Origin of the sequence: Streptomyces sp. ASQP_92 (genome assembly GCF_025399895.1) — a bacterium.
Classification (GTDB): Bacteria; Actinomycetota; Actinomycetes; order Streptomycetales; family Streptomycetaceae; genus Streptomyces.
Genome location: NZ_JAODUA010000011.1, coordinates 86,570 through 108,270, shown reverse-complemented (window position 1 = coordinate 108,270; position 21,701 = coordinate 86,570). Strand labels below are relative to the sequence as shown.

Genomic DNA, 21,701 nt, shown 5'->3' with positions numbered 1-21,701 from the left:
GGGCGACCGCATAGACGCTCCATGCCGGACCGCGGTTGCGGAGACACGGAAATGAATCGTGTAACAAGGCGTCGGCGCAGTACAAGTGGTACAGACCAGCGACTTGCTCACAGAGCGTTCACGGATCCTACAAACGGGGTAGGGGTCAGCGCCCATCGAATTCGCGGGCCGCCAACTCGGCGATGTGGGCCGCGTTCAGGGCCGTGCCCTTGCGGAGGTTGTCGCCGCAGACGAAAAGTTCCAGTACGCGTGGATCGTCCGGCGAACTGCGCACCCGCCCGACCCAGGTGGGGTCGGTGCCCACCACGTCCGCGGGGGTCGGGAACTCGCCGGCGGCCGGGTTGTCGAAGAGCACCACGCCCGGCGCGGTCGCCAGGATCTCGTGGGCCCGCGCCACCTCCACCTCGTTCTCGAAGCGGGCGTGCACGGAGGCCGAGTGCGTGGTCACCACGGGGACGCGCACACAGGTCGCGGACACCGGAAGCCGCGGCAGGCCGAGCACCTTGCGCAGCTCGTCGCGGATGCCGAGCTCCTGCGAGGACCAGCCGTCCTCGGCGAGTTCGCCGGTCCAGGGCACCACGTTCAGGGCCAGGGGCGCGGGGAAGGGGCCGGTCCCGTCGCCGACGGCCCGGCGCACATCGCCCGGGCTCGTGCCCAGCTGGGAGCCGGCCACCAGCGAGATCTGCCGGCGCAGCGCCTCGACTCCGGGCTGCCCCTCACCGCTCGCGGCCTGGTAGGTGGAGACGACCAGCTCGCTCAGGCAGAACTCGGCGTGCAGCGCGCCGACCGCCACGCTCATGGCGAGGGTGGTGGCGTGCGGGCTCGCGACGATGCCGCGCGGACGCATCCGTACCGCATGGGGATTGAGCTCGGGGACCACGAGCGGCACGTCGGGGTCCATCCGGAAGGCGGCCGAACTGTCCACCACCACCGCACCCTTGGCGGCCGCGACCGGCGCCCACTGGGCGGCGACGTCGGCGGGCACGAGGAAGACGACGACGTCGGCCCCTTCCAGGGCCTCCTCGCCGAGCGCGAGCACCTCGCACTCCTCGCCCCGCACGAGCAGCTTGCGTCCGGCCGAGCGCGCGGACGCGGCGAGGCGGACCTCGCCCCACACATCCGCGTGCTGGGACAGGATCTGGAGCATCACCGCACCGGCGCCCCCGGTCGCTCCGACGACCGTGAGCGCCGGTCTGCGGGTCATCGCCCGGTGCCCCCGTAGACGACGGCCTCGTCGCTGTCGGAGTCGAGGCCGAAGGCGGAGTGCACGGCGCGCACGGCGTTGTTGACGTCGTCGGCGCGGGTGACCACCGAGATGCGGATCTCGGAGGTCGAGATGAGCTCGATGTTGACACCCGCGTCGGAGAGCGCCTCGAAGAAGCCCGCCGTGACGCCCGGGTTGGTCTTCATGCCGGCGCCGACCAGGGAGATCTTGGCGATCTGGTCGTCGTAGCGCAGCGACTCGAAGCCGATGGCCGGCTTGGACCGCTCCAGGGCGTCGATGGCCTTGCGGCCCTCGGCCTTGGGCAGCGTGAACGAGATGTCGGTCAGGCCCGTGGACGCGGCGGAGACGTTCTGCACCACCATGTCGATGTTGATCTCGGCGTCCGCGATGGTACGGAAGATCGCCGCGGCCTCGCCCGGCTTGTCCGGCACTCCGACGACCGTGACCTTCGCCTCGGAGACGTCGTGGGCGACTCCGGAGATGATGGCGTGCTCCACCTGCTGACCCTCCGACTGGGAACGTGGTTCGTTGCTGACCCAGGTGCCCTGAAGTCCGCTGAAGGACGACCGCACGTGGATCGGGATGTTGTAACGGCGGGCGTACTCGACGCACCGGTGCAGGAGCACCTTGGAGCCGGACGCGGCCAGCTCCAGCATGTCCTCGAAGGAGATCCACTCGATCTTCTTCGCCTTCTTCACGACCCGGGGGTCCGCGGTGAAGACGCCGTCGACGTCGGTGTAGATCTCGCAGACCTCGGCGTCGAGGGCGGCCGCGAGGGCGACGGCCGTAGTGTCCGAACCACCGCGCCCCAGCGTGGTGATGTTCTTCCCCTCCTGGCTGACGCCCTGGAACCCGGCGACGATGGCGATGTTGCCCTCGTCGATCGAGGTCCGGATGCGGCCCGGGGTGACGTCGATGATCCGCGCCTTGTTGTGGACCGAGTCGGTGATGACACCGGCCTGGCTGCCCGTGAACGACTGGGCCTGGTGGCCCAGGCTTTTGATCGCCATGGCGAGCAGCGCCATGGAGATGCGCTCTCCGGCGGTCAGCAGCATGTCGAATTCCCGCCCGGCAGGCATGGGTGACACCTGCTCCGCGAGCTCGATCAACTCATCCGTCGTGTCGCCCATCGCGGAAACCACGACGACCACCTGGTGGCCGTTCTTCTTGGCTTCCACGATCCGCTTGGCGACGCGCTTGATGCCTTCGGCATCGGCAACGGAGGAGCCTCCGTACTTCTGCACGACAAGGCCCACGTGCGCTCCTAGCTCAGTTCTTGCTGGGTCGGCTCAGTTTAACGAGCGGGCCGGAATCGCCCCGGCCGTATCACCTCGTGAGATGTCCCGCTCACTGGATGATCACCGGGCGTCCTCCGGACCGCTCGCGAGGTCCGCCTGCCCGAGCCGCCCGGCCGTACGCGGTTTGTGGGCGGGGTCACAGGCCCGCCCAGAGCGGCGGGCCTCCTGGGGAACGGGGCTATTTGAGGTCGTGCAGACCCAGCGGGCCCGCCAGCTCCTCGGCCATCACGCGGCCCGCCTCCTCCTCCAGGGCGCCCTCCGCCAGGTCCTCGTCGGTGTCGAGGCCGTCGAGCTCCGGAAGCGGCTGGTCGAGACGGACGTGGGCGACGAGCGACTGGAGGGCGCGCAGCGCGGCGGAAGCCGTCGAGCCCCAGTTGGAGAAGTAGGAGAACTGCCACCACCACAGCGCCTCGGAGATGCGGCCGGCCCGGTAGTGGGCCAGGCCGTGGCGCAGGTCGGTGACGACGTCGGCGAGGTCGTCGGAGATCCGGCACGGCACCGGCGCCTTGCGCGGCTCGTACGGGTCGAAGACCTCGGAGTACACGTCGATCGGTTCGAGCAGCCGGGCGAAGCGCTCGCGCAGCTCGTCGACATCGGCCTCGGGACCGAGGTCCGGCTCGTAGGGCTCGTCGGGGACGATGTCCTCGTGCGCGCCGAGCCGCCCGCCGGCGAGCAGCAGCTGGGAGACCTCGAGGAGCAGGAACGGCACGGCGCTGTCGGGCTCGTCACCCTTGGCCACTTCCGTGACCGCGACGATGAAGGACTCGACCTGGTCGGCGATCTGGACCGCGAAGGAGTCCGGGTCCTGGGTGGTCGCGTGCAGCGTTGCGTCAGACATCGAGTCGACCTTCCTCGTAGCCCTGCCGGGCGTACTCCTGCTGGGCGTCATACATCGAGCAGCCGCCTTCCTTCGAAGGCGCGGCCCAGGGTGACCTCGTCGGCGTACTCCAGGTCGCCGCCCACCGGCAGGCCGCTGGCGAGGCGGGTGACCCGGAGCCCCATGGGCTTGATCATGCGGGCCAGGTAGGTCGCCGTGGCCTCGCCCTCCAGGTTCGGGTCGGTGGCCAGGATCAGCTCGGTGACCGTGCCGTCCGCGAGGCGCGCGAGCAGCTCGCGGATGCGCAGGTCGTCCGGGCCGACGCCCTCGATCGGGCTGATGGCCCCGCCGAGCACGTGGTAGCGGCCGCGGAACTCGCGGGTCCGCTCGATGGCCACCACGTCCTTGGGCTCCTCCACCACACAGATGACGGTGAGGTCGCGGCGCTGGTCGCGGCAGATGTTGCACCGCTCCTCCTGCGCCACGTTGCCGCACACCGCGCAGAAGCGGACCTTGTCCTTGACTTCGAGGAGCGCGTGCGCGAGGCGGCGCACGTCGGTCGGCTCGGCCTGGAGGATGTGGAAGGCGATCCGCTGCGCGCTCTTGGGACCGACGCCGGGCAGCCTGCCCAGTTCGTCGATGAGGTCCTGAACCACGCCTTCGTACAACGGATAAGCCTCTCGTGGGTTGCTCTGACGCCTACGGTAGTTGGTGCGCGTCCGCCTCAGTAGGGCGGGCGCACGTATACGTGCGCGAGGGCGGTCGCGGGCCGGGGGCCCGGCCCTAGAACGGCAGGCCGGGCATGCCGCCCAGGCCCTGCGCCAGCGGGCCGAGCTTCTGCTGCTGGAGCTGCTGGGCGTTCTCGTTGGCCGCCTGCACGGCCGCCACGATCAGGTCCGCGAGGGTCTCGGTGTCCTCCGGGTCGACCGCCTTGGGGTCGATGGCGAGGGCGCGCAGCTCCCCCGACCCGGTCACGGTCGCCTTGACCAGGCCGCCGCCGGCCTGGCCCTCGACCTCGGTCGCCGCGAGCTCCTCCTGGGCCACGGCGAGGTCCTGCTGCATCTTCTGGGCCTGCTGAAGAAGCTGCTGCATGTTGGGCTGGCCACCACCAGGGATCACGGTGCACTCCGGGTCTCGTCAGGACGGGTTCGCCACGGCGGCTCGGTTTCGCCGCCGCTGTCGGCACTCCGAGCCTACGTGGTCGAGGGGCCCCCTGCTCCGCAACTCTTTCGAGTGACGCGGTGCGTGTCCGTATACCTGATCACGGGCCACTTCCGGGCGCGGATGCCGGGTTCTCGCCCCCTGAGCCCTCCATTCGGCGGTAGGAATGGCGGTCGGCCGCCTCAGGACGCGTCCCTCCGCACCCGCTCAGCGCGGGCGCCGGCGGGCGGGAGGCCATTTACTACGTCCGTACGCGTCCACCGCGGCCGCGTACACGCCCCGTGCCCGTACGTCACTCGATGGCACAGAGGGGCACAGCAGAGTTGCGGAGGGAGCGGCCGGGTGAGCCAGCCGGACATGCAGCCCGAGGGGCCCCCGGGCCAGGCCCGGCGGGACGAGGGCGCGCAGACGGGCGATCTGACCGGGAGGCCGTTCCCGCTCGGCGACTGGGGCGAGCCCGCCGCGCGCCTCGACGAGCTGTACCGCTGGGTCGAGACGGGCGCACTGCGCACCGCCGAGTGGTACCTGGCCGACCGGCTGTGGAAGCGGCGCGGCGCGCGCGTGCTGCGCTGCGGCACGGCGAGCGGCGCGATCGCGGGGGCCGTGCTGCCGCTGCTCGATCTGACCGAGGCGCTGAAGGGGGCCGCGGGCTGGGGCTATCTGTCTCTGCTGCTGGCCGCCGCGTGCATGGCGTGCGACCGCTACTTCGGGCTCACGTCGGGCTGGATAAGGGACGTGGCCACCGCGCAGGCCGTGCAGCGCCGACTCCAGGGGCTCCAGTTCGACTGGGCCTCGGAGAGCGTGCGCGAGGTGCTCGGGCCGACCGACGGCACCGCCGGGGAGGCCGCCGAGCGCTGTCTTTCGGTGCTGCGCCGGTTCACCGAGGACGTCACGGACCTGGTCCGCTCGGAGACCGCGGACTGGATGGTGGAGTTCCGCTCGGGGCCGGCCCCGCTGGTGATGCAGACCCTCAGCGCGGCGGCCCCGCGCACGGACGCGGCCCCCGGCCCCGGCCGCTTCCCGCTGCCTCCGGCCACCCGGCCGAACATGCCGCGCCAGCGGCCGCCGGAGGGCCCGCGCTGAGCGGGAGCCCGCGGGCCGCGCCCCTCAGCTGAAGATGATCATCGAGCCCTGGGCGAGGCTGCGCGTGGCCGCCGCGTGCAGCCCCAGCCACACATGCCGCTCGCGCGCGAACGGGCTCTCGTCGTACGGGATGGGACCGGCCGGCTCCTCCAGCGAGGTGGGCCGGGCCGGCGGGGCGGGCGCCGTCGGCGGGTTGGCCGGATCTATACCGATCGCGGGCCCCACGAACTGCAACTCCCTCAGCAGTCCCTGCGCGGAACCGAGCGGCCCGCCGCCCGCGAGCAGTTCCTCGTTGGAGAGCGGCATCGCGAAGTCGACCGGGACATAGGCGCCCGCGTGGTCGTAGTGCCAGACCAGGTGGGACTGCTGGGCCGTCGACTCGAACATTTCGAGGAGCTGCTCGTAGTCGCCGCCGAGTTCGTCGACGGGCGTCACCGCGAGGCCGCACAACTGGAGGAGGTAGGCGCGGCGCAGGAAGTGCAGCGCGTCGTAGTCGAACCCGGCGACCGGGGCCACATCGCCGGAGAGGCCCGGCATGTACGCGAAGACCGGTACGGGCGGGAGCCCGGCGTCGCCGAGCGCCTTGTCGTACGAGGCGATCTCCTCCGCGAACGGGTTGTCGGGGCTGTGGCACAGCACGTCGACGAGGGGGACCAGCCACAGGTCACAGGCCAAGACGGGCTCGCTCTCAACTCGTTCGTGCGATGGTCGGGACAGCGTAATGCGCCGGGCACGCCGCGCGAAGAGCGCCCGTCAACTCCCGGTGCGCGGTGACCGATTCCGCCCGCGCCCCGGTCGGGAGGGTTTACCCACGAGGCCGTCCGTTACTCGGACCCGGCGGCGGACGGGACCGGCCCGCGCGCGGGGCGCGAGCGCTCAGCGCACGTCCGAGACGTCCCAGATCCAGACCCCGCCGACCTTGGTGCCCGCGCGGCCGCCAAGCAGCCGGGTCACCGTCTCGTACAGCTCGGGCGCCTGCGGCTGGGGGGTCAGGACCAGGATGCCCGCGTGCCAGTACGCGAGGTCCGCGCGGGCCTGGTTCTGCCAGTCCGTGCCGATGTCCGGGATCGGCTTGCCGGAGCGGACGTCACCGAACAGGTTCGACGTCCAGCGCGGGGAGGCCCCGTAGATGCCGATGCGGTCCGGTCCCCAGGGCCCGTTGAAGTAGCCGCCCGGCACCGGGAAGCCGAGGCCGGTCGAGGACTGCCAGTGCAGGGCCTCGGCCGAGCCGGGGTCGGGCAGCGGCACCGGGACCAGGGAATCGCCCGGCTTCAGGTACTTCTTCCACAGGCCCGAGGAGATGAACTCGGGCACCTCGGGGCGGGCGTGGGTCGGGAACGACGTCGGCACGATCGGGAGGAGGGCGAGGGCGATCGCGGTGAAGCCGGCCACCCGGTTCGCGCGCGTGCGGCTGAGCGCGAGGCGGCCCGCGGCCAGCGCGAGGAGCGCGCCGAGCACCGGTGCGCAGACGATCGCGACCCGGCCCTCGATCACCGACTCGAAGAGCGGCTTGTGGGCCAGCAGCTTCCAGGGGCCGGGGAACACCACGTCCGTGTACGGGATGCGGATCTTCTGCCCGAGCGAGAGGATCGCCGCCGCCACACCCGTGAACGCGAGCGCCTTGACCAGCGGCCGGCGCCACAGGCGTACGACGAGCGCGAAGGCGAGGGCCACCAGGGGCCAGCCGTAGAACGCGTTCTGCTCGGTGCGGTTGAGGGCGAGCTTGTCGGCGGTGGCGTCGTCGCCCAGGAGCGAGCGCCCGGCGAACTCGATGAGCGCGAGCGGCGAATTGCCCGCCTCGTCGCCGTGCAGCACGCTGTGATAGCTCTGCGCCCCCGCGAACTGCCGGTACAGCGGGTACGCGATCAGCACCCCGCAGACCCCGAGCGCGTACGCCAGCCCCGTGGCCAGCGGGCGGACAGCGGCCCGGGCGACCTCGCGCCGGGCCAGGGCGTACGACAGCGCGAACAGGGTCATGCCGAGCGCGGCCAGCAGCAGCACCTCCTCGCCGAGGAAGATCTGGTACGCCGTGAACAGGCCGAGGACCAGCCCGTTGCGTCGCACGTCACGGCCCTCGCACAGGCGCAGCGCGCGGTCGATGATCAGCGGGATCATGAACAGGACGCAGAAGTTCGGGTGCGCGTTGGCGTGCGAGATCACCGGCGGCGCGAACGCGGCGAGCGCCCCGCCGAGCCCGGCCGCCCACCGGTTGTCCGTCACCCGGCGGGCGAACAGCCAGTACCAGCAGTACGCGGTCGCCGCGAGCCCCAGGGTCAGGACGAGCGCCCAGGTGACCGTAGGACCGAAGGCCAGCGTCACCGGGGTCAGGGGCGCGGACAGGCCCAGCATCGGGGTGTTGCCCATCAGGTTCACGCCGTCGGGGAAGTTCTGGACGGTGGTGAACAGGGGGTCGCGCAGATGGCGGACGTTGTCCGCGGTGACCGCGAAGAACCACTCCCACTGGTTCTGGTCCTGCATCGAGTCGCTGAGGTAGCTCCGCTCGAGGTCCCCCCACAGGTTCTTGTAGAGCAGCACCGATGACAGCAGGTAGAGGGCGCCCAGCACCAGGTCGACGCGGCGCACCGCGCGCGCCTTGAGGCGGGCCAGCTCCCACAGCACCTTGCCGTAGTCGGCCGCGCCCACCTTCGAGCCCTCCTGGTGCGACCAGCGCACCGGCACCTCGGCGACCGGCCAGCCGGCGCGGCGGAAGAACTGGAGGATCTCCACGTCGATGCCCCAGCCGTCCAGGCGGGCGTCGGCGAACGCGGCGCGCGCCTTGTCGCCGTCGAACAGCTTGAAGCCGCACTGGGTGTCGTGGATGCCGGGTACGGCCACGGCCCGGATGAGCCGGTTGCCCATCCGGCCGAGCGTCTCGCGCAGCCGGCTCTGGTGGACGTCGATGCGGGCCTCGGGCAGGGCGCGCGAACCGATCGCGGCGGCCGTGTCGCCCTCGGTCATCGCCTTGACGAGATGGTCCAACTCCTCGATGGGGGTGGCGAGATCGGCGTCCGTGATCAGGACGCGCCGCCCGTAGGAGGCGAGCACCCCCAGGCGCAGCGCGTGCCCCTTGCCCCGGTTGGTGTCGCCGACCACCACGCTGACGCGCGGGTCGCGGGCGGCGGCCTCCCGCGCGACCCGTACGGTCTCGTCGCCCGAGCCGTCGTCGACGACGATCAGCTCCCAGACGCAGTTGTCGCCGAGGTGGGCGCGGATCGCGTCGAGGGTGGGCGCGAGGCGCTGCTCCTCGTTGTAGGCGGGGACGACGACGCTCAGTTCGACCTGGCCGGCCGGCTCGGTGCTCACCGGGGCAGCCGCTCCGCCCACACCAGGGATTCCTCGTTGTAGGCGCCGATCAGCACCCGCGCGGCCTCGAAGTCGCCGAGGGCGAGCGCCGAGACGACCTCGTCGTGCCCGGTCCACAGCCAGTCGCTGAGGTCGCTGTGGCCGCGCAGATGGGGCACCGCGAACACCCAGCTCTGCATGCGCAGCCGGTGCAGGAAGTCGGAGATGTAGGTGTTGCCGGCGAGGGCGCACAGCTCCCGCCAGAACCGCAGGTCGTAGCCGACCAGGATGTTCAGGTCACCGCCGCGGGCGGCCCGCGCGGCCTCCTCGCCGCGTCGGCGCACCGACACCAGGGCGGGGCCGTGGGCCTCGAAGTTCCCGGGGACCGCGGCCCGCCGGAATATCCCGTCGACCACCAGCGCCCGGGCCTCGACTATGCCCTTGTAGTCCTCGACGGTGAACACCCGCACCCGAAAGCCCCGGTGCTGGTCCGAATCGAGCAGCCCCTGCGCGCAGAGGTCGACGAGCGCCTCGCGCACGGGCGTGGCGGAGACGCCGTACTGCTCGGCTATCTGCTTGACCGTGAATTCCTCACCGGGCCGCATACGCCCCGCGAGCACCTCGTCACGCAGCGCGTCCGCGATCTGTTGTCGAAGGGTGTTGCGGGTGACCGCTCCGCTCGCGGGCATGACTCGCTCCCCTTCTCCGGCTCCGGCCACCCTATGGGGTGCCCGGAAACCGGACAAAGGAGAGCGGACTTTTTCCCTTCCGAGCAGGGACGATCCGTTCCGGACCGAACCGGATCGAACCTCACACGGTGTACTGGTCCGCGACCGTCAGCGCCTCGTCGAGCACGGCAAGACCTTCCTTGGCCTCCGCCTCGGTGATGTTGCAGGGCGGCACCACATGGGTGCGGTTCATGTTGATGAAGGGCCACAGCCCTTGCTTCTTGCAGGCGGCGCCGAACGCGGCCATCGGCGCGTTGTCGGCGCCACTGGCGTTGTACGGCACCAGCGGCTCGCGGGTCTCCTTGCTGCGGACCAGCTCCAGCGCCCAGAACACGCCCAGGCCGCGCACCTCGCCGACCGAGGGGTGCCGCGCGGCCAGCTCGCGCAGACCGGGCTCCAGGACGGTCTCCCCGATGTGCGCGGCCTGCTCGACCACGCGCTCCTCCTCCATCACGTTGATGGTGGCGACGGCGGCGGCGCAGGCCAGCGGGTGTCCGGAGTAGGTGAGCCCGCCGGGGAAGGGGCGGTGCTCGAAGGTCTCGGCGATCTTCTGGCTGATGGCGACGCCGCCGAGCGGTACGTAGCCGGAGTTGACGCCCTTGGCGAAGGTGATGAGATCCGGCACGACATCGAAGTGCTCACAGGCGAACCACTTGCCGGTCCGCCCGAACCCGGCCATCACCTCGTCCAGGACGAGGACGATCCCGTACCGGTCGCAGAGCGCGCGCACCCCGGGCAGATAGCCGGCCGGCGGCGTCATGATCCCGGCCGTGCCCGGCACGGACTCCAGGATGATCGCGGCGATGGTGGCCGGCCCCTCGAAGGCGATGGTCTCCTCGAGATGCTTCAGGGCCCGCTCGCACTCCTGCGCCTCGGTGGTGGCGTGGAAGGGGGAGCGGTACAGGAACGGCGCCCAGAACCGCGTCACCCCGGCCGACCCGCTGTCGGACGCCCAGCGCCGGGGGTCGCCGGTCAGGTTGATCGCGGTGTTCGTCCCGCCGTGGTACGAGCGGTAGGCACTCATCACCTTGTGGCGCCCGGTGTGCAGCCGGGCCATGCGGATCGCGTTCTCGACGGCCTCCGCGCCACCGTTGGTGAAGAAGATCTTGTCGAGGTCCCCCGGGGTGCGCTCGGCGATCAGCCGGGCCGCCTCCGAGCGCGCCTCCACGGCGAACGCGGGGGCGAAGGTCGTCATCGTCGCGGCCTGCTCCTGGATCGCGGCGACGACCTTCGGGTGCTGGTACCCGATGTTCGTGAACACGAGCCCACTGGTGAAGTCGAGGTAGCGGTTGCCCTCGTAGTCCCAGAAGTACGACCCCTCGGCGCCGGCCACGGCGAGCGGGTCGATCAGCCCCTGGGCGGACCAGGAGTGGAACACGTGCGCACGGTCGGCGGCCTTCACTGCCGCGGCGGCCTGGGGATCGGGGGTGCCTTGAGGGGTCATGCCCCCAGGGTAAGTAAGCCCAGGTCGCCCCCACCATGGCCATCCTGTCCAGGGAGCCCCCCACGCCTCGGCAAGGTGTCGCCTCCCCGCGCCCCACCCGCCTTCGCGCAGTTCCCCGCGCTCCTTGAACCCGCCTGTTGCCGCGGACCGTGCGGGGTTGCTCGCGCAGTTCCCCGCGCCCCTTGAACCCGCCTTTCGCCGCGGACCGCGCGTGGTTGCTCGCGCAGTTCCCCGCGCCCCTTAAACCCCCCTTTCGCTGCGGACCGCGCGTGGTTGCTCGCGCAGTTCCCCGCGCCCCTAAACCCGCCTTCTGCTGCGGACCATGCGTGCTCCTCGCGCAGTTCCCCGCGCCCCTAAACCCCCTGTCGTCCGCGGACCGTGCCCGCTACTCGCGCAGTTCCCCGCGCCCCTGGGGTGGCCGGGGTCCGGCGAGTCGGGAGGCGCACCCAGAAATCCGGCTCACCCCCAGCCCCCTAGGGGCGCGGGGAACTGCGCGACCAGCCCACCACGGCCGGCGGACGAGGACGGGTTTAAGGGGCGCGGGGAACTGCGCGACCGGCCCGCCACGGTCCGCGGAGGACAGGGGGGTTAGGGGCACGGGTGGGGCGGGGGGAAGACCCAGGAACCCCCGGCCAGGGGCCCCGCACTATCCTCACCCCGTTGAACGGGAACCCCGGGGAGGCCCGCCATGGAACGTATGCAGCACCTGGAGCCGAGCGACCCGGAACGGATAGGCGCCTACCGGCTGCTGGGCCGGCTGGGCGCGGGCGGCATGGGACAGGTCTACCTCGCCCGCTCGACCCGCGGCCGCACCGTCGCCGTCAAACTGGTCCGCCCCGCCCTCGCCGACCACGCCGAGTTCCGGGACCGGTTCCGCCAGGAGGTCCTCGCCGCACGCCGCGTCGGCGGCCTCTGGACGGCCCCGGTCCTGGACGCGGACACCGAGGCCCCCGTGCCCTGGGTCGCGACCGGCTACGTCGCGGGCCCCTCCCTCCAGTCCGTGGTGGCGGGCCCGCACGGCCCCCTCCCCGAACACTCCGTACGCGCCCTCGCCCGCGGCCTCGCCCACGCCCTCAAGGACATCCACGAGGCCGGGCTCGTCCACCGCGACCTCAAGCCCTCCAACGTCCTGATCACCATCGACGGCCCCCGCGTCATCGACTTCGGCATCGCCCGCGCCCTGGACACCGGCACGGACGCGGGCCTCACCCTGACGGGCGCGCTCGTCGGGTCACCGGGCTTCATGGCCCCCGAGCAGGTGCGCGGCGACCGGATCACCTCGGCCTGCGACGTGTTCTGCCTCGGCTCGGTCCTCACCTACGCGGCGAGCGGCAGGCTGCCGTTCGGGGAGGCGTCGGGCGGGGTGCACGCGCTGATGTTCCGCATCGCGCAGGAGGAGCCGGACCTCGACGGCGTACCGGAGTCCCTCCAGGAGCTGATCGGCGACTGCCTGCACAAGGACCCGGCGGCCCGGCCGACCCCGGAACGCATCCTGGAACGCGTCCCCGCCGCCGTCCCCGACCCCTGGCTGCCCCCGTCCCTGGTGGCCCAACTGGGCAGCCACGCGGCCCAGTTGCTCGACATAGAGGCGCCCGGCTCCGCCGACACCGCGATAGCCCCGCCGCCCCTCCCCCGCGACGCACCGCCGCCGCTCCCACAACCCGGCCACGCCGTACCGCCGCCTCCGTACGACCCGTACTACGCCCCCGACGCCCCCGACGCGGAACCCCCACCGAAGCGCAGCGCCACGTCCACGGCGGCGCTGATCGCGGTGGCCCTGGTGGTGGCGGTCGGCGCGGGCGGCTCGGTGTACGCGTACATGAGCGGCGGCATCCCGAGGACCGGCGGCGACACCGCCCACCCCTCCACCAGCCTCAACTCCCCTTCCCCGTCGGCCAGTTCGGACGACAAGGGCATATCGACGAGCCCCCGCCCCACCCCGGCGGACGGCGTGCCCCAGCAGTACGTGGGCAGTTGGTCGGGCGGGGTCCCGGGCAACTCCGGTGACAATCCCCGCCACTTGGTGATCCGGGCGGGCCGGGTCGGCGACACGGTCCTGACCCTCACGGCGGACGGCCCCGGCTACCACTGCCTCTTCCAGGCCCCCCTCGCCGCAACCCCCACCACACCCGACGCCCCCCTGCGCATCGGCCCCTCCACGGTCGGCCCCGGCTCGACCGGCGCCTGCAACCCCGGCAAACCCAGCACCCTCACCCTCCTCCCGGACGGCCGCCTGCACCGCGAGACCGCCGAGACGGGCGAGTTCGTCGACTACACGCGGGCGGCGGACTAGGCGGCTGTCGACGCGAGCCACCGACAAGGCCGGTCCTCCGACAAGGCCGGTCCTCGGACAAGGCCGGGCCTCCGCCGCGCCGGCACCGCCTCATGGACGAGCTTGGCCCTCCAGTGACCCTGACCTCGGCCACTGAAGGGCGGTCGCCCTCCAGTGACCCTGACCTCGGCCACTGAAGGGCGGTCGGAGATCTCTAGACGGTTGCCTCGTCCTTGAGCATGGTCCTCACTTGCTCGCGGAGTTCGGGGGAGTCCGTGTGGCCGTGCACCGATGCCGCGTGCTCGGCCGCCGCCCGTACGACTTCGTCCTCCTCGCCGGAAATCGTCAGGCTGCAATTCGATTCGCTCGGGTAGTCCCGACAGTCAGCGACCTTGCGCATGGGATGCCTCCTCGGGGCGAAATATCCCGTTTCCAGGATCTCACCGTTTCGCGCCTCCGGCGGTACTGGTCGGTGAGCGATGACTTCCCGCCGCCGAGGGGGTCTCCCCTTCGAGCGGGTCCCGAGGACCGGGGGGCCCTGCGTACCGGACGTCGAGAAGGTGGGCCATGAGCGGGTTGCGGAAGATCCTGGACGCGTACGTCGATGACGGCACGGTGCCGGGCGCGGTGGGCCTGGTGGCCCGGGGCGACGAGGTAGAGGTGGCCACGGCCGGCTCGCCCGAGCTCAATGGCGCCGCCCCCATGACCCGGGACGCGATCTTCCGTATCGCCTCGGTCAGCAAGCCCATCACCGCGGCGGCCGTCATGATGCTGGTCGACGACGGACGCATCGCCCTGGACGACCCGATCTCCGAGTGGCTGCCGGAACTGGCCTCGCCCATGGTGGTCCGCACGCCGTCCTCGCCCGTCGACGACGTCGTCCCCGCCGCCCGTGCGATCACGGTGGCCGATCTGCTCGACTTCCGCGCCGGATACGGCTTCCCGTCCGACTTCTCGCTGCCCGCCGTCCAGCCCCTCTTCAACGAGCTGCACCAGGCGCCCCCGCGACCCCAGGCGGTGCCGGAGCCGGACGAGTGGCTCGCCCGGCTCAGCCGCATCCCGCTGCTGCACCAGCCCGGCGAGGCCTGGCTGTACAACACCTGCTCCGACCTCCAGGGCATCCTGATCGCCCGGGCCTCGGGGCGCACGCTGCCCGAGTTCCTGGCCGAGCGCCTTTTCGAGCCCCTCGGCATGGTGGACACCGGATTCTCGGTCCCGGCCCGCGATCTCGACCGGTTCGCCAGTCTCTACGCGCCGCGTCCGCAGGGCGGCCTCGAACTCGTCGACGCCCCGGACGGGCACTGGAGCAGCCCGCCCGCCTTCCCCTCCGGCGCGGGCGGACTCGTCTCCACCGTCGACGACCTGTGCGCCTTCGCGCGCCTGCTGCTCGGCGAGGGGACGGCCGAGGGGCGCCGGCTGCTCTCGACCGAGGCGGTACGGCAGATGACCACCGACCACCTCACCCCGGCCCAGCGTTCCGCCGCCACGCTGTTCCTGGGCGGCCAGGGCTGGGGGTACGGCGGCTCGGTCGACATCGAGGGCGTCGAACCGTGGAACGTGAAGGGCCGCTACGGCTGGGTCGGCGGCACCGGCACCGCCGCCTATGTCGTGCCCTCCACCGGCGAGGTCACCCTCCTGCTGACCCAGGTGGAGATGACCGGCCCGACACCGCCCACCTTGATGAACGCCTTCTGGCGGTACGCCGCCGGCGCCGGCTTCCCCGAAGGGGCGTGACGCTGCTTCCGGAGAGCCGCCGGGCCCGCGGGGCGGGGGGCGGAGGTGAACGCACCCCGGGCCTGCCCCGCGACGAACGCGACGGGACAGGCCCGGGGTGCCGACGCCTGAACGTCAGGCGTTGTCGGCGGCCTTGCGGCGACGTACGAAGTACACGGCGCCGGCACCGATGACGACCGCGGCGCCGCCCGCGAGGGCGAACTGCGGCAGCGCGGACGAGGAACCGGTGTGGGCGAGCGAGCCGTTGGCGCCGCCCGTGCCCGTCGTGCCACCCGATCCGACGGGAGACGGGGACTTGCTGCCCTGCGGCTCCGGCTTGGAGGCCGGCTTGGCCGGCTTGGCCGGCTCGGTGGAGGGCTTGCTGCCGACCGGGGTGAGCCGGAACTCGTACATGGTGGAGTCCGGGACCCCACCGCACGACCCGTCGTTGTTCGTGTAGTCGGCGTTGACGAACACCACGCCCGTGCCCTCGGCGGGAGCGGAGGCGTCGACGGTCAGGCGCAGCTTGACGTCGGCGTGCGCGCCCGTCCGCAGCGCCTTGACGACGCCCGCGTGGTGCCGGCCGTCGAGGTCCTGCCAGCCCGAGCCGTTGGACCACTTCAGGTGCAGCAGCTTGTCGATGTCCTTCATGCCGCTCTTGTCGGTCCCGTGCGGGTAGGCGATCGGGAAGACGTTGTCGAGGGTCCGGCCCGTGGTGTTGCCCAGACGGAGCGTGAAGTCGACCGTGGAGCCGGCGGCGATCTTGGACGGCAGTCCGACCGCCACGGCACTCAACGCGTCCTGGGACACGCAGGACCCGCTTCCCTCCGCCTTCTTGGCGTCGGCGAGCGCCTTGTCGGCGGCCGTCTTCTTGGCGAGCGTCTCCTTGATGGCGAGCTGCGCCTTGTAGATCTTCTTCGAGATCTCGACCCTGACGTCGGACACGGCCTTGCTCGCCTCGGCCTGCTTGGCGTCGGCGGCGGTCTTCGCGTCGGCGGCGGTCTTGGCGACGCCCTCGGCCTCGGTGAGGGCCTTCTGCGCGGCGGCCTTGTCGTCGTCGCTCACGGCGGCGTCGAGCTTCGCCTTGGCGTCGGCGACAGCCGCATCGGCGGTGGCCTTCTTGGTCGCGGCCTCTTTCGCCGTCTTCGTCGCGGCCTGGAATGCCGCCTCAAGCGGGTAGGTCGGCGCGTCGGTGTCCTCCAGCGACCGCACGAGCGCCTTCTCGGCGACGACGGCGGCATCGTACGCCTTCTGCGCGTCCTTGGCGGCCTGCTCCAACTCGGCGATGGAGGGCTTGTTCTGGGTCTGGGCGGCCGGCTTGGTGTCGGCGAACGCCGGTGCAACGGAGAGCATGGCGGCCGGAGCGGTCACGGCGGCCACGACGGCGGTGGCGAGAATGCGGCGGATCTGCACGAGCAGCCCTCTTCTGGGTCCGAAAGAAAGTGAGGTGTCGCGGGCGGTAGGTCTCCACGCGGATGCGACAGTTCGCAGATCGTAAGCGCCAACGAGCCTCGGAAAAGGGCGATAAGCGGACCTGGCGACTCCTTCGCAAACGGTCGGCAAAGCGGAATCCGGGCAAATTCGGAAAGTTGCTCTCACCGGCTGTGAAATCCCTGTGAGTGATGTCACGCACGGCCGGAGGCCGGTTTTTGGGATTTCGGTCAGCCCCAGGTGCGGGAGCACAGGACCAGCCGGTAGCCGTCGGGGTCGGCGACGGTGACGCCGTACTCGTCCCAGTACGGGTTGTGCGCGGGGACGCGGGTCCCGCCGTGGGCGAGCAGGCGGTCGACGAGGGCCTCGTCGACCGGGGCGCCGAGGTAGACCACGAACAGGTCGTCCACCGTCGGCGTGGGCTCCAGCGGGTGTTCGGGGTCGTGGGTCAGCTCGAAGTGCCAGGAGCCGCCCGCCGGCCCCACCATCAGCAGGTCGTGCGCGCCCGGGACGCGCTCGGTGGTGCGCCACTGCACGTCCAGGCCGAGGCCGTCCACGTAGAAGCGTTCGGCGGCGGCCAGGTCCCGCGAGGGCCGGGCCACCCGGACATGGGTCTTCGCGTCGATCACGCCGAGGCCTCCAGGGCCGCGCGCCACGCGGGGCTGTCCACGTAGTGGTTGTCGAACCGTTCGGCCGACTCCGCGATCTCGCTCGGGTCCGCCTCGCCGCGCATGACCCGGCCGAGCAGCCGCAGGTAGTCGAAGCGGCCCATCCCCGGCGTGAACACGAACAGGACGTCCGCCTCGCTGCCCGGCGCGGCGGCGAACGCGTGCGGGGTGTGCGGCGGCACGGCCAGGAAGTCGCCCGCCCCCAGGACGGTCACCTCCTCGCCCACCAGCACCTGGAGCGACCCGCTGATCACGAAGAACAGCTCCGTCGCCTTGGTGTGGAAGTGCGCGGGCGCACCCACGGCCCCCTTCGCGAACGTGGAGCGATAGCTGGTGAACCCGTCGGCCGTACCGTCCGAGTCGGCGAACAGCGTCATCACGCTGCTCGGGTCCGCACACGTCTCGGCGTCGGCGTGACGGGTGAGTACCGGGGCGAACGGAGCGGCGGCGGGGGAGGGTGTTTCCTGAGTGGTCATGGCTCGACTTTATGATCATGAGCGCCCACCCCACCAGGCCATTTCTGCACCGGATCCTTGGGCCAATTCGCCCTCAACGAAGCTGCCACACCACCGAGTTCAGCAGCGGCGTGTGCACGAACCGGTCCGCCTCCGAGGGTGGGAACCGCCACGACAGCGGCCAGGTGCCTCCGCTCAGCGCGGGTACGGGTACATAACTCACCCTCCCCCGGCCCGAGTTGAACGGCCTCGCCACGGCGGGCCACGGCCGGTGCGAGGTGCTGCGCGGCGGCACCAGGAAGTACACCGGCCGACGCCCCAGCGCATCCGCGACGATCGGCCCCGGGTCGCCCCCGGTCAGCTCCTCCATCAGATCCGCCACGCACCGCCCCGCGTCCCCGTCGATCCGTACCGCGTCGAATTGCACGCCCGCTTTTCCCAACCGGATGCCGGAAAGCGGAATCCAGTCCAGGTTTACCTCGCCGATTTGCGTATCCACGGGGACAGTCTCGGCCCCTCCGGCTAGCGTTTGCCATGGCCTCGAAGGGACCGTCGGGCAGCCGTTGACCAGCCCCAACTCCCTTGGAGGGGAGTCGAATTCGGCGGGGTTGAGTCGAGACCGGTTGAGACCGGTTGAGTCGGAGCGTGATCGAAATGGCACGAGCGGAAAACAAGGTGACGGCGGGGCCGACCGCCCAGATGGTGGCCAACCTCGCCCGCAAATTGCGGGTAAGGAAGGGGTGGACGCAGGAGCAATTGGGGAGCGAGATTGGCTTCTCCGCTGCGGCGGTCAGCGCTATGGAGACGCTGGCTCAGCCCGCCAGCGACGAGATGCTGGTCCAGCTGGAGCGGGTGCTGGGTGATGGCATGGGCATCTTCGAGGACGCGCGCGCGTCGGTGCGCCTGGAGAAGTATCCGGAGCAATTCAAGGACTTCGCGCCCGTGGAGCAGCAGTCGCTGGTGATCCAGATGTACGAGATCCTCGTCGTGAACGGGCTGTTCCAGACGGAGGATTACGCACGCGCCCTCATCGGCGGCGGCTTTCCGCCTCTTCCCGAGCAGAGGGTCGAGGAACTGGTCCAAGCACGCATGGAAAGGCAAGCCCTCTTCGACCGACAGCCCGTCGCTTCGATCGAGCTGATCCTGGAGGAGGCGGTACTGCGGCGGGTCATCGGCAGCCGAGAGATCATGCGCGAACAGCTCCAACATCTCCTCGCCTGCTCACGCAGGCGCAACGTGACACTTGACGTGCTTCCCCTGGCATGCGGCGTGAACGGCGAGTACGCCGGAGACCGTGGAGGAATGACACTCGTGGAGACTCCGGAACACGACCACCTGGCCTTCCTGGAAGTCCAGGGCGAGGGCCTGTTGATCTCCGACCCTGCAAAGGTGAGTGCGTACGCCCGGCGCTATGCGAAGATCCGGGCACAGGCCCTGGGTCCACGGGAAACGATGGGCCTCATCGAGGAGTTGGCAGGAGAGCAGAGATGAGCAGCACCCTCCGGTGGTTCAAGTCCAGCTACAGCGACAGCGGGGGCGGCCAATGCATCGAGGTCGCGGTCGCCTGGCGCAAGTCCTCGTACAGCAGCGACAGCGGCGGCGAATGCATAGAGGTCGCCCTCCCCTGGCGTAAGTCGACGTACAGCAGCGACAGCGGCGGCGACTGCGTAGAAGTGGCCCCCTGCTGTGAAGCCGTCCACGTACGGGACTCGAAGATGACGGACGGCCCCTCGTTCGCCGTCGCGCCGCACGCCTGGTCGGTCTTCCTCAACTGGGGCCGTGCGACGGTCGGTTGAGCACAGGGTGTGGCGTCCGGCCGCGGCGGGGGAGCAGGAGCGGGGTGGTCAGGATGAGCAGGCCCGCGACCGTGAGCGCGGTGCGTGGGCCGGTGGCGTCGGCGAGCAGGCCGGCCAGTGCGGTGAGGACGGCGATGGACGCCTGCTGGCCGATCGACCACGCCGTCAGGGTGCGGGCCACGAGATGCTCCGGGGTGTGTTCGAGCCGGTAGGTGGCCAGCACCGGGGTGTACAGGCTCATGTTGATGATGATCGCCAGCTCGACGACCATGACGGTGACCAGGCCCACGACGCCGGGTCGTACGAAGACCAGGCCGATCAGCCAGACGGCGCGCAGAGTGCCGATGGTGCGGAAGACCCAGGCCCGGCCGAAGCGGGCGACGACCCGGCGGGCCAGTCGTGAGCCGATGAGTCCGCCGAGGCAGGGGGCGGCGAAGGCGAGGCCGTACTGCCAGGGCGGGAAGCCGAGTTGGCGGATCAGGAGCACGGCCAGCAGGGGTTCGGTGGCCATGATCAGACCGGAGACGAGCATGTTGTTGAGGTAGAGCGGCCGCAGAACGGGGTGGCCCAGGATGTGCCGCCAGCCGTCGAGCAGTGCGCGCGCCCGGAGCGGGCCCTTGCCGCTCGCCGCCGGTGCTTCCTCCCGGCCGCCGATCGCGGTGAGGCCCAGCGCGGAGAGCAGATAGCTGAGCGCGTCGGCCAGCACGGTGGCGACCGGTCCGAACAGGCCGATCGCCGCGCCGCCCAGCGGTGGCCCCACCGCGATGGAGGACCAGTTCGTGGACTCGAACCGCGCGTTGGCCACGAGCAGGTCGTCCGGCCGCACGACGGCCTTGAGGTAGGCGCCGCCGGCCGCGTTGAAGGCGATCTTGGCCGCGGCGACCACGGCCGAGACCACGAGGAGCTGGACGAAGCCGAGCCATCCGAAGGCGTAGGCGACGGGAATGGTCACCATGGCCGCGAACCGGGCCAGATCCATCATGATCATGACCGACCGCTTGCGCCGGACCTCCACCCACAGCGCGAGCGGCACCGCGATCAGCGCTCCCACCGCCGGGCCCACCGCGGACAGCGCGGACACCTGGGCGGGCCCGGCGTGCAGGGCCAGGACCGCCACCAGGGGCAACGCCCCGAACCCGAGGCCGGACCCGTACGCGCTGACCGCGTAGGACGCCCACAGCCAGCCGAACCCGCGGCCCAGCGGTCTGCTGCTCACCATGGTCGGCGCGCTCCCCTCGGCGTGGTGATCGAACAAGCGGAAGTTGACCAGGGAGAGCTAAGCGGGCGGGACAACAGCAGGTCAAACAACCGATCCGCCCCTCCCGTACAACCGGAGGTTGTTCCGTAGGGTGGGTCGGCATGGATCTCGAAGCAGTACGCACCTTCGTCGCCGTCGCGGAAGCGGGCGGGTTCCAGAAGGCCGCCGCCGACCTGTCGATCACCCAGCAGGCCGTCTCCAAGCGCATCGCCGTCCTTGAGCGCGGCCTCGGCGTGCGCCTGTACACCCGTGCTCCGCGCGGCGCCGAGCTCACCATCGACGGCCAGGCGTTCCTGCCCCACGCCCGCGAGCTGCTGCGCGTCGCCGACCGCGCGAGCGCTTCCGTGCGGCCCGGCCGCCGTCCGCTCCGCGTCGACGTGCTCGCCTCCCGCAGCGCCCAGTCGAACCTGATGCGCGGCTTCCACCGCGCGCACCCCGAGATCGACCTCGACGTGCTGACGCTGTTCGACATCGAGACCGCCGTAGCCGCCATCCGCTCCGGCACGATCGACGCGTCCTTCCGCGCCGTCGCCGCGCCCGGCCGGCCCCTCCCCGGGGACATCGCCTCGGTACGGGTCCTCGACGAGCCGCTCCAGCTCCTCACCGGGCCCGCCCACGCGCTGGCGGGCGCCCGGTCGGTGACCGTCGCGGAGCTCAGCGGGCACCGGATCTGGATGCCCGGCATCGCCCCCGGAACCGAGTGGGGCGCCTATTACGACGACCTCGTCGCCGAGTTCGGGCTCACCATCGAGGTGACCGGTCCCAACTTCGGCTCCGACGCGCTCCTCGACACCATCGCCGACACCCCGGCCCTGGCCACCTTCATGGGCGAACACACCCGCCTGATCTGGCCCGCCGACCACGGACTGCGCCGCATCCCGGTCACCGACCCGACGCCCGTCTACCCGCACTCGCTCCTCTGGCACCGCGACAACCCCCACCCCGCGCTGGCCACCCTCCGCGCCCACCTCGCCGCGACGACGGACGGCCATGACGCGGCCGGGACCTGGGCGCCGGGCTGGGCCACCTCGCGCTGAACGCTCCCGGTGACCATGCGGTCGCCACGCGCA

At 71.4% G+C, this 21,701-nt stretch carries 21 protein-coding genes; 6 read left to right on the top strand and 15 right to left on the bottom strand.

The annotated features are described in order from the left end of the window. Positions 1 to 145: 145 nt before the first annotated feature. The 5 genes from N4G70_RS22845 to N4G70_RS22825 all read right to left on the bottom strand — a co-directional run bounded on the left by N4G70_RS22845 (position 146) and on the right by N4G70_RS22825 (position 4,459). The gene (locus tag N4G70_RS22845; RefSeq protein ID WP_261714555.1) at positions 146 to 1,204 is read right to left on the bottom strand and encodes an aspartate-semialdehyde dehydrogenase; all 1,059 of its coding nucleotides are present in this window, start codon (positions 1,202 to 1,204) and stop codon (positions 146 to 148) included. Then, entirely contained in the window at positions 1,201 to 2,481 is a 1,281-nt protein-coding gene (locus N4G70_RS22840) for an aspartate kinase (protein ID WP_261714554.1), read from the bottom strand. The genes N4G70_RS22845 and N4G70_RS22840 overlap by 4 nt, the downstream gene beginning before the upstream one ends. 220 nt (positions 2,482 to 2,701) lie before the next feature. After that, a complete protein-coding gene (locus N4G70_RS22835; RefSeq protein ID WP_261714553.1) occupies positions 2,702 to 3,361 on the bottom strand; it encodes a DUF5063 domain-containing protein in 660 nt (219 codons plus the stop codon). Positions 3,362 to 3,408: 47 nt separating this feature from the next. Then, a complete protein-coding gene (gene recR, locus N4G70_RS22830; RefSeq protein WP_261714552.1) occupies positions 3,409 to 4,008 on the bottom strand; it encodes a recombination mediator RecR in 600 nt (199 codons plus the stop codon). A gap of 115 nt (positions 4,009 to 4,123) precedes the next feature. Continuing rightward, entirely contained in the window at positions 4,124 to 4,459 is a 336-nt protein-coding gene (locus N4G70_RS22825; protein WP_261714551.1) for a YbaB/EbfC family nucleoid-associated protein, read from the bottom strand. A gap of 384 nt (positions 4,460 to 4,843) precedes the next feature. On the opposite strand from N4G70_RS22825, the gene N4G70_RS22820 reads away from it, so the two are divergent. Then, the gene (locus N4G70_RS22820; RefSeq protein WP_261714550.1) at positions 4,844 to 5,584 is read left to right on the top strand and encodes an SLATT domain-containing protein; all 741 of its coding nucleotides are present in this window, start codon (positions 4,844 to 4,846) and stop codon (positions 5,582 to 5,584) included. 24 nt (positions 5,585 to 5,608) lie between these two features. Here N4G70_RS22820 and N4G70_RS22815 read toward each other — a convergent pair whose 3' ends face one another. The 4 genes from N4G70_RS22815 to N4G70_RS22800 form a co-directional block, all read right to left on the bottom strand. Beyond that, positions 5,609 to 6,259, bottom strand: a complete 651-nt coding sequence (locus tag N4G70_RS22815) for a hypothetical protein (protein ID WP_120722656.1) — start codon at positions 6,257 to 6,259, stop codon at positions 5,609 to 5,611. Between the two features lie 201 nt (positions 6,260 to 6,460). Next, a complete protein-coding gene (locus tag N4G70_RS22810; protein ID WP_261714549.1) occupies positions 6,461 to 8,887 on the bottom strand; it encodes a dolichyl-phosphate beta-glucosyltransferase in 2,427 nt (808 codons plus the stop codon). Continuing rightward, positions 8,884 to 9,555, bottom strand: coding sequence for a GntR family transcriptional regulator (locus N4G70_RS22805; protein ID WP_120722655.1), 672 nt, complete (start codon positions 9,553 to 9,555; stop codon positions 8,884 to 8,886). The genes N4G70_RS22810 and N4G70_RS22805 overlap by 4 nt, the downstream gene beginning before the upstream one ends. 121 nt (positions 9,556 to 9,676) lie before the next feature. Continuing rightward, the gene (locus N4G70_RS22800) at positions 9,677 to 11,038 is read right to left on the bottom strand and encodes an aspartate aminotransferase family protein (protein WP_261714548.1); all 1,362 of its coding nucleotides are present in this window, start codon (positions 11,036 to 11,038) and stop codon (positions 9,677 to 9,679) included. Positions 11,039 to 11,735: 697 nt separating this feature from the next. Between N4G70_RS22800 and N4G70_RS22795 the strand changes: the two genes are divergently transcribed. Continuing rightward, positions 11,736 to 13,331 (top strand): serine/threonine-protein kinase, encoded by a 1,596-nt coding sequence (locus N4G70_RS22795; RefSeq protein WP_261714667.1) that lies wholly within the window; start codon positions 11,736 to 11,738, stop codon positions 13,329 to 13,331. 193 nt (positions 13,332 to 13,524) lie between these two features. Here N4G70_RS22795 and N4G70_RS22790 read toward each other — a convergent pair whose 3' ends face one another. Continuing rightward, entirely contained in the window at positions 13,525 to 13,710 is a 186-nt protein-coding gene (locus tag N4G70_RS22790) for a DUF1059 domain-containing protein (protein ID WP_261714547.1), read from the bottom strand. A 167-nt stretch (positions 13,711 to 13,877) separates the two neighbouring features. Between N4G70_RS22790 and N4G70_RS22785 the strand changes: the two genes are divergently transcribed. Further along, a complete protein-coding gene (locus N4G70_RS22785) occupies positions 13,878 to 15,044 on the top strand; it encodes a serine hydrolase (protein ID WP_261714546.1) in 1,167 nt (388 codons plus the stop codon). 114 nt (positions 15,045 to 15,158) lie between these two features. Here N4G70_RS22785 and N4G70_RS22780 read toward each other — a convergent pair whose 3' ends face one another. From N4G70_RS22780 to N4G70_RS22765, 4 genes are all read right to left on the bottom strand, one after another. Continuing rightward, a complete protein-coding gene (locus tag N4G70_RS22780) occupies positions 15,159 to 16,436 on the bottom strand; it encodes an LPXTG cell wall anchor domain-containing protein (protein ID WP_261714545.1) in 1,278 nt (425 codons plus the stop codon). A gap of 248 nt (positions 16,437 to 16,684) precedes the next feature. After that, positions 16,685 to 17,083, bottom strand: a complete 399-nt coding sequence (locus N4G70_RS22775) for a VOC family protein (RefSeq protein ID WP_261714544.1) — start codon at positions 17,081 to 17,083, stop codon at positions 16,685 to 16,687. Continuing rightward, positions 17,080 to 17,598 (bottom strand): cupin domain-containing protein, encoded by a 519-nt coding sequence (locus N4G70_RS22770; protein WP_261714543.1) that lies wholly within the window; start codon positions 17,596 to 17,598, stop codon positions 17,080 to 17,082. Before N4G70_RS22770 ends, N4G70_RS22775 begins: the two co-directional genes overlap by 4 nt. 73 nt (positions 17,599 to 17,671) lie before the next feature. Next, the gene (locus tag N4G70_RS22765; protein ID WP_399036470.1) at positions 17,672 to 18,004 is read right to left on the bottom strand and encodes a hypothetical protein; all 333 of its coding nucleotides are present in this window, start codon (positions 18,002 to 18,004) and stop codon (positions 17,672 to 17,674) included. A 227-nt stretch (positions 18,005 to 18,231) separates the two neighbouring features. On the opposite strand from N4G70_RS22765, the gene N4G70_RS22760 reads away from it, so the two are divergent. Beyond that, positions 18,232 to 19,068 carry a helix-turn-helix transcriptional regulator gene (locus tag N4G70_RS22760; protein ID WP_261714666.1) on the top strand — a complete coding sequence of 279 codons (837 nt, stop codon included), beginning with the start codon at positions 18,232 to 18,234 and terminating at the stop codon, positions 19,066 to 19,068. Next, positions 19,065 to 19,373 (top strand): DUF397 domain-containing protein, encoded by a 309-nt coding sequence (locus tag N4G70_RS22755; RefSeq protein WP_261714541.1) that lies wholly within the window; start codon positions 19,065 to 19,067, stop codon positions 19,371 to 19,373. The genes N4G70_RS22760 and N4G70_RS22755 overlap by 4 nt, the downstream gene beginning before the upstream one ends. Here N4G70_RS22755 and N4G70_RS22750 read toward each other — a convergent pair. After that, the gene (locus N4G70_RS22750) at positions 19,345 to 20,592 is read right to left on the bottom strand and encodes an MFS transporter (RefSeq protein ID WP_261714540.1); all 1,248 of its coding nucleotides are present in this window, start codon (positions 20,590 to 20,592) and stop codon (positions 19,345 to 19,347) included. The two genes, N4G70_RS22755 and N4G70_RS22750, sit on opposite strands and share 29 nt — an antisense overlap. A 140-nt stretch (positions 20,593 to 20,732) precedes the next feature. Here N4G70_RS22750 and N4G70_RS22745 point away from each other — a divergent pair, with 140 nt between their 5' ends. Further along, a complete protein-coding gene (locus N4G70_RS22745) occupies positions 20,733 to 21,668 on the top strand; it encodes a LysR family transcriptional regulator (RefSeq protein WP_261714539.1) in 936 nt (311 codons plus the stop codon). The last annotated feature ends 33 nt before the right edge of the window (positions 21,669 to 21,701 follow it).